Consider the following 14,005-nt stretch of genomic DNA (forward strand, 5'->3'; position numbering starts at 1 on the left):
CGCGAAGCGGCGAAAATCGCCGCCACTCGCTTCACCTTGCTCAGATTTGTTACACTCTGGAAAGCCCGATCTCGGCATCGTTTGCCGGCTCGGGTTTTTCCATTTGAATCGATTCGGAACGGCGATGCTTCTATCGAGCGACCAGATTCACCGGCGGCTGCAACAGGACGAAATCAAGATCGATCCGTTCGACCCCGCCCGGTTGAACCCCAACGGGTACAACCTGGCCTTGCACGACGAACTGTTGGTTTACGAGGAAATCGTGCTCGACGTCGCGGTCCCCAATCGCTATCGGCGGTTGGAGATCCCGGCCGACGGCCTGACGCTGCAACCCAACGTGTTGTACCTGGGGCGGACGGCCGAATACACCGAGACCCGGGGCTTGGTGCCGATGATCCAAGGCCGTAGCTCGCTGGGCCGATTGGGGTTGTTCATCAACCCCGGCGGATCGCTGGGCGATGTGGGGTACTGCGGCACGTGGACGTTGGAGATGTATTGCGTCCAACCGGTCCGGATCGTCCCCGGCATGCAGGTCTGTCAAATTTATTATCAAGAACTCAGCGGTGACGGCGCGGCCTACTGCAGTGACAAGTATCAACACAGCCGCGACATCCAACCCAGTTTGATGTACCGCGAATTCGGCGGCACGGTTGACGAAACGCAACTGGAGCTTAACTTCGGCGAAACTCCCAGCCGTTGATCGCATGCCTGTTCCGAAAGACAATCGCCCTCTCCGCTCTCCCCATGAGAAAGGCCGCTATCGCCGCGCCTGGAAAGAGAGCCATGGAAACCTGTTGCTCGCCTTTGCCGGACTGATCTTCCTGGTCGGGTTGGCGATGATTTGGGCCAGCCCTCCGGGGACGCCCGAAATCGACGTCGACTTGGGCACGGTCGATGACGCCGACCAAGTCGTCACGCTGCCACCGAACGTGATTTTGATCCGGGTGGCGACCAGTCAGCTCACTTCTGAAGGCCCGATTCGGATCGCGGTCTACGATTCGGCCAAGACCTTCGGAAATCCCGAACAGGCGATCATCAAGGATTCGTTGGTTCCGATCGACGGGTTCGTGGTGTGGGAGATCAAGCTGGATTTCTTGCCGGAACAATTCGCGATCGCCGCCTACCATGACCTGGACGACAACGGCGAACTGAATCGTGCGCTGTTCAACGCGCCGGTGGAACCGTACGGGTTTTCCAACAACGCACGCAGCCTGGTCGGGCCGCCGACCTACGAGCAGACGATCATGCAGCGGCCGACCGAATCGACGGCCATCGAAATCCGTGTGTATTGATTGATGCTCTGGATCCGCCCGCTGCTGTTGACGTTGCAATTGATGGGGTTGAGCGTCTTGGTGGCCGCGGCGATCGGAATCCCGCTCGCGTTTTTGATTTCACTGGTTCCCCAACGGCGTCGATGGGGCCGCGCGGTCACCGCCTATTGTCTGGTCAGTTTGGTCGCCTGCCTGGCCACCCCGATGATCCTGCACGCCGCCGCGTGGGAAGCCACCGCGGGCAAATTCGGCTGGTTGACGTTTTCACAAACGGCCGCGCGGACCTACACCGGACTGGCCGGCCGCTACAGCGGGCTGGTCGCTTGCGTTTGGATTCACGGCTTGTCGGGCGCCGCGGTGGTGTCGCTGGCGACGTGGTTCGGGACCACGCGCATCGCCCCCGAAGTGATCGACCAGAGTCGGCTTGATGGCGGCAGGACGTGGACGTGGTGGCGGATCCGTTTGCCGATCGCCGCACCGTGGGTGATCACCGGCCTGTTGGCCACCGCGATCCTGGCAGCCACCGAAATGACCGTCGTCGATTTGTACGGCGTGCGCACCCTGGCCGACGAGTTCTACCTGTTTCACGCCGCCAGTCCTTCGATCACGTCCATCCTGGTCCTCCTGGTGCTGCCCTGCGTGCTGTCGATTGCGATCTTCACCTCGTTTCTGGTTTCCAGACGCCGCGGATTGGACGCCCGTAGTTTGCAACACAAGCCATCGCAAGTCGGCGGCGACGGACGCCGGGGGCCGATCTCCAGTTTGGCACCGGCCGCCGCGATCGCGATCGTGACGCTGATGTATGCGTTCCCGTTGGCCGGGTTGGTGGTCAAGGTCGGGCATCAGATCACGGTGTCTTCGGACCCCGAGTCGACGCTGGCGGTCGGTTGGTCGCTGCGGCATGCGATCGGGCTGCTCGCCGCGGCGCCCCGGGAGTTTGCCAGGGAATACACCGGCACGGCGATCTTGGCGGCGATGACGGCTGCGGTCTGCGTCCCGCTGGCGTGGTCACTGGCGTCGGTCACCCGCACGCGCCCGAGGTTGGGCCGAAGTGTCGAGCTGCTTTCGCTAATTCTGTTTCTGATTCCCGGCCCGATCATCGGCTTGGCCGTGGTGCGTTTATTCACGCTGCCCGTGCCGGTACTGCCCAGTTTGTATCACCAAACGCTGGTGCCGACCGTGGTGGCGCTGATGGCCCGAGCGTTGCCGGTCAGCTACTGGATCCTGCGGGCCGGTTACGCGGGGATCGACAGGGCGGTCTTGGACAGCGCCCGCATCGATTTTTCCTGGCTCGGTCGGCTGTGGCGGGTCGAGCGACCGCTGTTGGCAAAGCCGTTGATGATCGCCGCGTTTGCCGCGGCGGTGGTGGCCAGCGGCGATGTTCCGGCAACCCTTCCGGTCATCCCCCCCGGTGTCGTGACCGTCGGCACACGCTTGTTCGCGTTGTTGCACAGCGGCGCGCGCCATCAAGAAGCCGCGCTGGCATTTTGGTACGTCGTTGCGATGATCGTTCTTGCAATCGCCTGTCGGTTCCGTTGGAAGCGAGCGGAGCGATAACGTACACTGGAAGGCACGGGCATACGTGTTGGTGGACAGGCTTTCGCCGCCCAATCTCGCTGCGACGCGGCGACCGGGAATCGCCTACAGGCTAGACACCGACGATTGCCGCCTCCCTTAATCGCTCGACCTCGTCTTCCCCCTCTCGATGGATTCCCCGTCCAAGGATGTCCCTTTTGATTTACAACAACGCCGGCGCGATTGTGATTCGAGTTTGCCTGTTTTGCACCGCCTGTCTGGCTTTGGTGGTTTCACCGGCCGACGCGGTGGAAACCGTCACCTTTCAATCGGACAAGACCGACCTGGTCAACGGCGCTCCGATGCCGACCCGAACGGTCAACGGAGAAATCCTGGTCGAGGCCCAGGACGGCGGCTTGATGCTGCAAAGTGATGACGGCCGCATCTGGATGATCCAACCCGACCAAATCCTGAAACGTGAATCCGACGATGAGGTGATGCAGCCGCTCTCGGCCGACCAGATGGCCGAACGGATGAAGGACGAATTGCCGGACGGGTTTTCAATCTACCGAACCGCCCACTACGTCATCGCGCACAACACCTCCGACGCCTACGTCAAGCAAGTCGGATTGCTGTTCGAACAGCTTTACAAAGGCTTCTATGCGTTCTGGAAGAATCAGCGTTGGCGATTGCCCGAGCCGAAGTTTCCGTTGGTCGCGCTGGTGTTGGCCGACCGCGACGATTTTTTGAAACATGCCGGCGCGGAGGTCGGCGACACGGCGCAGCTGGTGATCGGTTATTACCATCTGTCCAGCAACCGGATGACGACGTTCAACATGCCCAATCTGGAACGCAACGTCGCAACGATCATTCACGAAGCGACGCACCAATTGGCCTACAACTGCGGCTTGCAACGACGATTCGCCGACAACCCGATGTGGATCAGCGAAGGGCTGGCGATGTTTTTTGAATCCCCTGATTTCCAAAGTGCGTCGCGCTGGCGCGGGATCGGCCGCGTTAATCAGGTGAACCTGAAACGCTGGCATAACTACCTGCCCGTCCGACCGCCCAATTCACTCGTCACCCTGTTATCCGACGACGATCGATTCCGCAGCTCCGACACCGCCACCGATGCCTATGCCGAAAGCTGGGCGTTGACCTACTTCTTGCTCAAGACGCGACGTGAAGAATACGTCGAGTACCTGAGGAAACTGAGCAGCGGAAAACCGATGGCCGAATTGACCGCGCGGGAACGCGTCGAGATGTTCGAGGAGACCTTTGACGCAACGATCGCGGAAATCGACCGGTCGCTCGTCCACTACATGCGCCGCGTCCGCTAGCCCGGCTTCCCCAGTTCGCGGCGTCAACCCCGTTTTTCCGGTGTCGGCCCCAAGGCGTTGGCACTCCATTTCCATTTGCCGTGATCGCTCGACCCGATCTCGCCCGGTTCTTCCACCACACGCCGGGGGACAGCGCCCAGGCCAGCCTGCTCGTGTAGGACGCCGAGCATTTTCCACATCACGTCACTGGTTGCCCCTGAAGAACGAATTCGCAGTCGCCAAGCATTGGAGGCATCCCAGGCATCTGCGACCGGACCCTAGGCTGGATCATTAACCTCGCGCCCACGGCGATGCCGAAGGTCCAGCCGGCGCGGCGGTCCAACGCTTCCCCGTGCCAAGACAGCGGTGTCCGCCACCGCCGCGCCGAAGCGGAAACGATCCGTGCGGGCGGTGGGTCCAACCGATGCAGGTTACGGGTGCTGAGGACGGAGTCCGTCAGCGGTGTCTTTGACGCCCATGTGGCAGCTTGTTTGGTGGGCCGAAAAACGACGCCGGTTCACCGCCACTGCGTGTAATCGGGAATTGAGTTCTGTGAGTGATGATCATCAGCTTTCCGCCCCTCTCTTTTGTGACGGCAATTGCGAACTTTGTCCAATGGCGGTTCGACCACGGTCGAATCGCATTGATCGTCCAGTTGCCAGCGTTCGTCGTAGGGGATGACGGGCTCGTACCTGCCGATTGTCAGGCCTTACAAACCAAACGGTTCGAGCGCTCTAGCAAACTCTTCTGCCGTTTCAATGCGGCGTTCACGATCCCGGTGGAGCGCGCGTTGAAGCAGGCCCGATAGTCCGGCCGGGAGATTTGGATCGATCTCGTCGATCGGTTTTGGCATCAGATTGAGCTTTTGGTGAACGATCTCCGCCGGAGAGTCGGAGTCGTGAGGGAAACGCCCTGTCAACAGACGATACAGGCAAACGGCGATCGAGTAAACATCACAATCTGGTTCGGCATACTTGCTATTGGTGAGCTGCTCGGGTGACATATAGGCGATTGTTCCGCACACCGCTTCACTGGCGGTAATTCCTGAATAGCCGGCGGTCTCAAAAAATTTGGACAGCCCGAAATCGGTCAGTTTGACGAAGAGCCGTCGGTTCTCCACCCCGGTCAGGATGTTGCTGAGCTTGACATCACGATGGACCACGCCCTGATCATGCGCGTGTGCAAGCGCGGACAGTATCTTGCGTACGATCCCGATGCACAAACGAAGTCTTTTGTGTTCGGGGTGCTGGGCGAGAATGTCATCGATCTGACGGTTCTCCACATATTCCAGAATCAAATAGGGGTGATCACCGGCGATTCCAAACCCGTGGTAGCCAACGATATTGGGATGCTTGAGTTGCGAAACGATTGAGATCTCTCTCATGAACAGTTTCTTGAGTTGCTCTGAACGTGCGGCGTCCGGTAGCAGTGACTTGATTGCAAAACGCTTTTGACTGCCCAATTGGATCGCATCGAAGACGACTCCAAATCCGCCTCTACCAAGCTCGCCTGTGATTTCAAAACCATCGACGCCGATCTGGCGAATGGACGACGCTTCATCATCAGCGACTGTAGCCACGCTTCGCCCGAGACTCATTGGCGTGCGAAAATGAAATTCAATGGGCCCAACCGAGAACGATGAATGATAAGAAACCTCCTGTAGCATTGCGCCCGACGACTCATTTGGAAATGTCACGACGAGGCAACGATCCGACTCCATGATGAAGCATGCGGTGCGCTGGGCGATTGCTCCATGCGCGATGGTCAAATCTGCCTCCGCAGCACTCCCAAAGATGTACTGTCCTGGCATTGAAAGATGGAAAGCGTACTCCTTTCCCTCCAACGTACCAACGAGTTCCCGCTCAGAAACACTGATGGCGATGGTCTCATCCGGTTCGGAGGACTGCGACTGCAAGGATGTGATTACGTGTTCGACGACCCATGCAAACTCGGGGCGAAGCTGACGGACCTGGTTAAACACCTTCGCCGGCGGTTCAATTTCAGCGTGTAAACGCAACAACTCGAACAACAACACAGGCGCCTCTTGCTCTGGTACCCTGTCCAGCATCGTAAGCAAGTTGCTGTTCCGGGACGATCGCACGTCATCTTCGTAAGCACGACAGATTTCATCGATTCGTCGCTGCGATTCGATCGAAAGGTGAGCAATTTCCAGCTTTTTCATGTCGCGGCAGAGTGAGTTATTGGAGCGAATTGGTGCAGGACGAAACCCGTTCTCAATTTCAACAGCGTATCTTCGATAGATACTTTGATTCATTGGTGCGGTACGCGGAAGCCCGGTTGGGGCGCCGCAATCGACGCGTTGCCGACGGCGAAGATGTGGCGTTATCCGCTCTAGGCAGTTTCTATGAGCGGTACGGGGAGACGTCGATTCGGGCGATCGGATCGGAAGACTCGCTTTGGCCGTTGATCGTAACTATCGTGCACCGGAAGACACTCAACCAAGTAAGACGCGAAGCTCAGCTCAAACGTGGGGGCGGCGATGTGCGTGGCGATTCCGTCTTGTCTGAGCTTCCCGTCAAAGCCGAGGTTCGCTGGGACTCCACTCCCGACGCCGTCGTGGAATCACTCGAAACAGTCAATCGGTTGCTTTCCAGCCTCCCGCCTGATCTCGCTGAAATCGCAAACCGACGACTCGAGGGACATACAAATGCTGAGATCGCCGCCCTGATCGGCTGTTCCGTGGCAACCATTGAACGCCGACTTAAACTCATACGGTCAATCTGGACGCAAGCGATCGTATGAGTGGCCGAATGCGGGGACGTGCGGCGTACTAAATCATCACGAGCCACTGCCGCCCTTTTTGAGTCGTTTATTGCTCACGGAAGTGCGAATCAAGTGCTCCACGGTACCATCTTCTTCGATCAGTGACGACGAAGAATTAAATCGGTAGCTGACCCATTAGGCACCCGCTATTGAACGGATGCGTTGACTTCGGCAGCTGTGAAGGACAGTTTTACCAGCGGTTTCGATTGACGGTATCTGTCAACCGCGTTTTGCGAAACGCCCGTTTTTTCTAATTTCAATTCCCGCAGTTCCGTCATTTTCTCAAGACTTGTGAGAGCGGCATCGGACAGGACAGTTGAATCTTCCGATTCGTTGGTGATCTCGAGAACCTGGATCGATTGCGATGCTGATAGTTTCTCGATGGAGGCGTCGGATGCGAGGTTGCTGTTGATTTTCAGCACTTCGAGTTTCGACAAAGAGGCTAAGGCAGTTGCGTTCTTCAATTCGATCCGAACGCCACGAAGGTCGGCCACGTTCAGTGACTTCATCTGCGCGATGGATTCTGATGCATCGTCACCCAGTCTCATATGACGCAGCCCGTTCGCACGATGCAGGCTCAGCCAGGCAACATGCTCCAAGGGGAATTTCCGAAGCACCGATGCGGTCACGTCTTGGGCCTGGCTTAGGTCCAGGATTTCGAGTCGAAAACCAGCGTCAAATTTCGGAAGAATGGCTTGAGTCCAATTCGTCGTTGCTGGAGCGGAGATCTTCACCGGTCCCGATACCTTTGCAAGCGGTGAAAAGTCGACTCCCGCAACGGAGACCCATTTCCTAGATCCTTTCCGTGATTGAGTATTGAGACGAAGCCTTTGCCCACCGGTATAGGCTGATTCGAATGTTATAAATCCGCCGAGCTTTTCCGCCAGGTCGCGGACGTCGCGCAAAGCAGGACCAAACCGTTCTTCGGCCAACGCGATCGATGCATCGCTTTGTGGATAGGGTGGAACGGCAGGCTTGGGAGCATCCAGACCGTCGGTTTGCACGATCGTTTTTTCCACGACGAAATGGCCCCCATTGGCTGCCTTCACTGCTGGGAACAACCGATTCGGGTGCCAAGAATAGGATTGTAGACTCAGTCGGTCAGGTGCTCCATTGAATTCGTAGAGTCTTTTACCGTCCCAGTTGATGAGGATTCCATCCGGCGATGAGATGATCTGAATCGAGTGCGTCTGACCATTCTGGAACTGCCTTTTTCGCACGTTGGTCGAGTTGTACGCATAGGATTTGCCGTCGATATCGCTGATGCCACTCCCGCCATTTCCATCGATGATGCAGCAAGCTGGAAAGCCTCTGTGTGGAACGCACACCACAAACGTTCCACCGGTGGATTCTCGCCGTACCATTAGCTCCATCCGATACGCTTCCGGCAGGACGGCGGGAATCTCAAGAAAGGACTCGGGGTCTGGACCATGCAAAGCAATCGCACCATTTTCCGTCCGGTCGGCGGCTCCCTTAACCAAGCATTCTTCTAAATTGTCTGGTAGATAATCGATTAGTGAGTGACGCTCCAAACGGCTCGAGATCTCTTTTTCGGTTCCATCTGGCGACGCAGTTCGACGAGCCTTGCTCTGGCCAACCTTCGCAGACGCCCCCTCACTGACCATTCGCGATCTCGTGGGCGTGGGCGTGGGCGCCGTTTTCGTGGGTGATGGCGATGGCGATGGCTCAAGCGGAATCGACACGTTCGTCTTGGAGTCCGAGGTTCCGTTTCCCTCCCAGGTGATCACATGGTTGTGCGTGGTCGGCCACCCCCGGCGACTTGGATACGGATCGCCAATTGAGAACACCTTGCCGCCTCGGAAGACCTGTTTTCCCATTGACCCTCCGGACTGAAATTCTTTCAAGGTCGAATGTGCATGCAACGGTCGGAACTCAGGGGTTCGGCCACCCTTTGATTGAACGAGGGTGGTGTCCATTGCCGGCAGGACCCAGCCATCACTCGAGGTGGTGCCCGGGGGCAATTCAGCGGCGGGACGTGGTTGAGTAAGCATTTGAGTGATTCGATCGATCGTCCACGCCATGGTGGTCAATTCTTGGTCGATCGTCATTGCGTCATTGGGTTGTGCCGACTTCTTCGCGATAAGCTCCTTACCACTCCAGCAAAGATGTGCGTGGGTCCAGGGAGTCGGCAGTCGGGCTTGTTTTTCCATTGCCGAGACGAGCGTGACAACGGAACGTCCTTCTGGATCATTGTATGTGGCCAGTTGTCCGTCCTCAGAAACACTGACCGATCTGGCGTCTCCGGAGCGGATCGACTGCGACTGGATGACTCCATCATCATTGAGTCGATAAACCTGATTCTCTTGATCGACCAACAACACCACGGGTCTTTCGCGATCGATGCTTGTGACGATCCGAATAATCGACTCAGGGCCTTGGAGTTGTTCCAGGATTTCGCCGGATCGCGGATCGATTACCAATAGCGTCGCGCCCTCATAGGCCAATGCTTCTTTAGCTTCATCCTCGGGCACCGGCGGTGCAATCTCGTCCCGGCCGGCGGCGTCCGGGGGCTTGTTCGCATTCGCGCGTGCACCGAAGCAGCTGATCCCCACGAGCAAGTTGCCTGTCCGAGGATCAAAGTTGATCGCGCCCGCGGAGGCACCTGACAGGCGAAGAGTACGGAGATGCTGTCCATCTTCCGTATGCCAAATGTCGATATCGTTGCAACCGCATGCCCCACAGCTACCGCTCTGGCCAGCAGCCGCGACGAGTTTGCCGGCGGCATCGGTCGCCAACATTTCGTAGTGACAATCACTGGCGACCAATTCACGTGGTGACGAAGGAATCGCTGCGCTGACCACATAAGCCGCATCGAACTGTGCTAACGCGAGGCCTCGCCCAGAAGGCAAAAAAATCGCTTTTCCCTTTGCCGTCGCCATGGGGATAACTTTGGCGACAGGGACGGTTCGGGTGCGGGTTTCCAGTCTGCACTTCGTCACCGCAACCGTCCGCGTCCTTTCTTCCGTGCGATACTTGGTACACGGAACGATTCGAGATCGTTCTTCGTCCACTTGAACAGTAATTACGACTTCCATCGCAACGGCAGTCTCTTCTGCTTCAACCGGTGCAAGCCGTACCTGTTTCGTCAACGATTGATCCGAAAACAACTGGATGCTTCCCCTTTCGTCCGATTTCAGAAAAACCCCCTCTTCTAATTGGTGATCAGAAACCAGCGAAATGCCCAGATTGTTTTTCGTCCGTCGAATCTTTCCTTCGAGAATCGCGTCGAGGCGGCTTTGATCCGTCTTCACGAGTGCCCCGGCAATCGTGTCCGGCTCATCAGGGCTGCGCGTCCCTTTCAACACCTCTGTCTTCATGACAGGGACGCTCACAGTGTAGGTCTGTTGGATCTCCTCGGTGTACGGGACCTGAACCGTATACGATTGCTCAATTTGTTCGATGTACGGAACTTGAACCGTGTAAGTTTCCTCGCGCGTTTCATTAACTTGGTAGCTTGCGGGGTAGCGGTAATCGGTCCAGAGCCGCTCACCGGTCGCGAGGTCATGAATGCGATAGCCATCGCCCGCCGGTGCCAGGATGCGTCCCAACGTGGCGTCGACATCCACAAAGCGATAGCTGACACCAAATTCGCTGACATCGAACATTTTCGTGCCGGTTTCGATTTGCCAACTCCGGAGGTGACTTCGGTACGAAGACCGCCCGTCGCCGTTTGAAAGCAGCGCGCATGGTTCGGCCAGGACTGCGACGAGTTGGTCCGCAGTCACATCGAGATCGATGGCGACCAAATCGTCGGTCTCGAAGTCAGCGATGCGCTCCCCAGTGAGCCTGGAATAGCTGGCAATGGTTTTGTCATCACAGGACACGATCACCGAATCGGAATCGGGCACAAAGACGCCCGCGATTGGGAATCCGGGCAAGCCTTGCAGTTCGCGAACGATGGTCCCTTCCGCGGCGCTGACGATCATTGCGAAGCCCACCGCCACGTCGTCTTCTGTTTCAAAGAAGCGGCGTCCGAACATCAGGATATTTTCGCCAGAGGGATCGAAACAGACGTAACTGGGCACACCGGATTCAACTCGCCAGCTTCGCAAAACGCGTGTCTCTCGATTCGAAGGCACTAGGTCCCAGATCCGACAAACGCCTTCGCCATCGACGGTCAGAACTTCGTTTCGTTCGGGGTGGAAGTCGACGGCATGCGTACCAAGGGCGTGTCCGTCGAGTTCAAACGCAACCTTTCCATCGTCCGTTTGCCAGACAGTCACCGCCGATCCGTCGTTGTGGGTGCTGAGCAGCGTACCGTCAAAATTGGAGACCAATCGATCGTCCTTTGGCCCGCCTCCATTAGCGAGGACGCATCGCGCACCCTCGGGCGTTCGTGACGTTGTCGGCCAAATGCGAATTTCACCCGAGCGATCGCCTGTTGCGACACAGGCAAGATCGGGACGACTCGCCGCTGCGCTGATTTCGGCGAGATGCCCCACTCGTGATATGGAACCCTCCATCACATGGCCATCGGAATATCCACGGAAGTAATATCCCGCTGTCAATTCGATTGCACATGTCAGTTGGCCCGGCGAACCACTGTTTACGGGATCCTCGAAAATGGAAAGAACTTTGCCGCGAAAATAGGTCGTGTTCGGATTCGCACGGTCAATGGGAGCACGTGGCGGCTGAACGGTCACCACGCTTGGGTCCATTGCGAGGGGCGGCGTCCGTGGGGAATAGGCCCACGCTTCGTGTCCCTCGGGGTGGTCTTCATCGATGATTAACCGCCGAATGTCCAAGAAATTTTGTACGAGGCATTCGAGTCGTTTTCCGTCGGCGGAATAGGCGACATCCAAAACGTCGCCGTTGATGTTATTGCGGGCGCTTTTGATCCCTAGCCCGTTTTGCATGTCACGAATCTCGACTCGGCCATCGCCGCAGACGGCGAACAGACTGCCAGACGGGTGAAACGCCAACGATCGAAAATTGTTGATGTCGCTTTCGCTTTCCGTTGAACGAGAAAGCCGAACCTGATCGGCGTCTCGGACAACGAGCCACTTACGAACGATCGCCTTGGTCGATTTGCGGGTTTTACGGTCGTACTCTCGGTTGTGCAGCGAAATCAGTTCCAGCCGCGACGGATGAAATTCCGCGGTTATTATGTTGTCGACCTTGGCAACCGTGAGCGGGGTGTGATGAATGCCGTCCCAAAATCGGATGTCTCCTCGTTCGGTCACGGCGGCCAGTAGCGTGCCGTCGTGACTCCAACTCAGATGCCGGATCGGTTCACCGGCATGCAGGATGATGGGCGTCCCAATCACGCGCCGCCTAAATAACGAGTGCTCAATGCCGCGGTCCTTCCACGGGACGCGGTCCAGCATGCGGTGGATCATCGCGAGGTCGTTTGCCTCAATCACACGCGTTCCGCCGTCGAATTTCCGCGCGTACTCGAAAGTTTTCTCTCGAACGATCCGTGATTCCAGTTCGCGTCCTTTTTGTTCCGATTCAAGACGGACCTCTTTCAACTCCATCTTGGATTGACCAAGCTCTTCGCGACTCGCCGTCAACTCTGTCGCGGCCGAGTTGAGCTTCACCAGGCCCAGGGTGATTGTCGTTCCGCCTAACATCAAAAAAGTTGCCGCGAGTGCGGCAAGCCAACCTGCAAGATGCGGGCGTTTCTTCGCCCAGTGCAACGAGTGATCGATCCATGTTGGATTTCCGGCCTTTACCAATTCGCCGTCCAACCATCGCTGGAGGTCGTCGGCTAGTTCATCACAGTCGGCGTAGCGATTGGATGCGTCGCGACTCATCGCCTTCAAGCAGATCTGCTCAAGCGGAAGTGGGACCGTCGAATTCAAATCAGTGGGCTTGGGAACCTCATCGTGAACGATGCTGGAGAGCAAGCTGATCGAGTCTCCTTCGAACGGCCGCCGCCCGACCAGCCCTTCGAAGAGGATCACGCTGACCGCATATTGGTCCGAAGCGGGCGAAATCTTGGACAAATCGCCTTCCACTTGCTCGGGCGACATGTAGGCCGGGGTGCCCACGAGTTGTCGCGTCGTGTCAGCATCCGCAACGATTTGGTGTGCGAGACCGAAATCGGTCAACTGAGCATGCGAGTCCTCATCGATCAACACGTTGTGCGGTTTGACATCCCGGTGAATGATGGATTCACGGTGGGCGTAAGCCAATGCTCTCGACAGCTCGATCAACCAAACCACGAACGCTCGCAGCGTCTCGGGGTCTGGGCTGGAATGGTCGATCTGTTTGAGATGGTCGGCGAGCGTTGTGCCGGGAATGAATTGCGACGCGATGAAGCTGCGTTCTTTGTTCTCGCCGACTTCGTAGACTGCGACGATGTTGGGATGACGCAGACGAGCTGACGCTTTGGCTTCTCGCAACATCCGCTCTCTACGCTCTTCCGTCGTCGATTTTGCTCGCAGGACTTTGAGGGCGGCATGCCGATCAAGGAGCGGATCGTATGCGCGATACACGTCCCCGAAGCCGCCGGAACCGAGTATCTCTTCGATCTTGAATCGCCCGATCGCGGTCCCACCCTCTTTCACGGCGGTTGTTTTTTTGCCGTTCGGCACGGAGTGCTTACTCGGACGTTCGGCAGGAATCGCCGAATCGGTCAACGCGTCGTCCGCGGCAGCCGCTTTCTTGCTTTGCGGCGTTGAAGTCGTCTCGTTTTCAACTGTCATGTCCGTCGAATTGGACTTCTCCCGTGTGTCCGCGTTCGCAGTAGAACTCGGGGCATTGGTCTGTTGCGCGACGACCGGGCGTTTTGTTGCAGCATGGCCCTGCCGTTCGCGAGACGTCGCATTCGCGTCAGAAACAGAGTCGCGGCTCGTGCTGTGTTTAACTGCCGGTGGCTCCGGTGTCGCGGAATGCTTCTTCGCAGGGCGTTTCGTGTCTGCGACCTTGTCGTCGTCTCGTTCCTCGGAACGCTCGCTCGATTGGGTCGAAGCTGACTGTTTGACCGCCTCGGAAAATCCAGCCGGTGCGTCAACCTGCAGCCCTGATTCAATCGATTGCTGAGAAGGCGTTCGGACGGCTTGAATCTCGAAGACATGCTGACAAGCGGAGCATTTCACGGACCGTCCCGCCAGTTTGGCTGGAATGATCAACGAACTCTGACACTGAGGG

Annotated in this window: 7 protein-coding genes; 5 read left to right on the forward strand and 2 right to left on the reverse strand. The window is 57.5% G+C overall.

Annotation, left to right across the window (positions count from 1 at the left end; genetic code table 11):
- The first annotated feature begins 124 nt into the window (after nucleotides 1-124).
- The 4 genes from dcd (at nucleotide 125) to H1B37_RS22745 (ending at nucleotide 4,126) form a co-directional block, all read left to right on the forward strand.
- Nucleotides 125-700, forward strand: coding sequence for a dCTP deaminase (gene dcd, locus H1B37_RS22730; RefSeq protein WP_182869087.1), 576 nt, complete (start codon nucleotides 125-127; stop codon nucleotides 698-700).
- A 4-nt stretch (nucleotides 701-704) separates the two neighbouring features.
- Nucleotides 705-1,292 (forward strand): DUF2141 domain-containing protein, encoded by a 588-nt coding sequence (locus H1B37_RS22735; protein ID WP_182869089.1) that lies wholly within the window; start codon nucleotides 705-707, stop codon nucleotides 1,290-1,292.
- 3 nt (nucleotides 1,293-1,295) lie between these two features.
- Nucleotides 1,296-2,828, forward strand: coding sequence for an ABC transporter permease (locus H1B37_RS22740; protein ID WP_182869091.1), 1,533 nt, complete (start codon nucleotides 1,296-1,298; stop codon nucleotides 2,826-2,828).
- A 167-nt stretch (nucleotides 2,829-2,995) separates the two neighbouring features.
- Nucleotides 2,996-4,126 (forward strand): DUF1570 domain-containing protein, encoded by a 1,131-nt coding sequence (locus tag H1B37_RS22745; RefSeq protein ID WP_182869093.1) that lies wholly within the window; start codon nucleotides 2,996-2,998, stop codon nucleotides 4,124-4,126.
- A 688-nt stretch (nucleotides 4,127-4,814) separates the two neighbouring features.
- Here the strand turns inward: H1B37_RS22745 and H1B37_RS22750 are convergent.
- Nucleotides 4,815-6,380, reverse strand: a complete 1,566-nt coding sequence (locus H1B37_RS22750) for a serine/threonine protein kinase (protein WP_286178054.1) — start codon at nucleotides 6,378-6,380, stop codon at nucleotides 4,815-4,817.
- Between H1B37_RS22750 and H1B37_RS34500 the strand changes: the two genes are divergently transcribed.
- Nucleotides 6,320-6,868 (forward strand): ECF-type sigma factor, encoded by a 549-nt coding sequence (locus H1B37_RS34500; protein ID WP_220498327.1) that lies wholly within the window; start codon nucleotides 6,320-6,322, stop codon nucleotides 6,866-6,868. The genes H1B37_RS22750 and H1B37_RS34500 overlap by 61 nt on opposite strands.
- 167 nt (nucleotides 6,869-7,035) lie before the next feature.
- Here the strand turns inward: H1B37_RS34500 and H1B37_RS22760 are convergent, their stop codons facing one another.
- Complete coding sequence (locus tag H1B37_RS22760; protein WP_182869099.1) at nucleotides 7,036-13,986, reverse strand: protein kinase domain-containing protein; 6,951 nt, start codon at nucleotides 13,984-13,986, stop codon at nucleotides 7,036-7,038.
- Between the last annotated feature and the right edge of the window lie 19 nt (nucleotides 13,987-14,005).

This window comes from Stieleria mannarensis (assembly GCF_014154935.1).
Lineage (GTDB): Bacteria > Planctomycetota > Planctomycetia > Pirellulales > Pirellulaceae > Stieleria > Stieleria mannarensis.

What these genes read in the sequence shown, in the direction of transcription:
- dcd (WP_182869087.1), top strand. Translation starts at nt 125, where the DNA reads ATGCTTCTATCGAGCGACCAGATTCACCGGCGGCTGCAACAGGACGAA.
- H1B37_RS22735 (WP_182869089.1), top strand. Translation starts at nt 705, where the DNA reads ATGCCTGTTCCGAAAGACAATCGCCCTCTCCGCTCTCCCCATGAGAAA.
- H1B37_RS22745 (WP_182869093.1), top strand. Translation starts at nt 2,996, where the DNA reads ATGTCCCTTTTGATTTACAACAACGCCGGCGCGATTGTGATTCGAGTT.
- H1B37_RS22740 (WP_182869091.1), top strand. Translation starts at nt 1,296, where the DNA reads ATGCTCTGGATCCGCCCGCTGCTGTTGACGTTGCAATTGATGGGGTTG.
- H1B37_RS22750 (WP_286178054.1), bottom strand. Translation starts at nt 6,380, where the DNA reads ATGAATCAAAGTATCTATCGAAGATACGCTGTTGAAATTGAGAACGGG.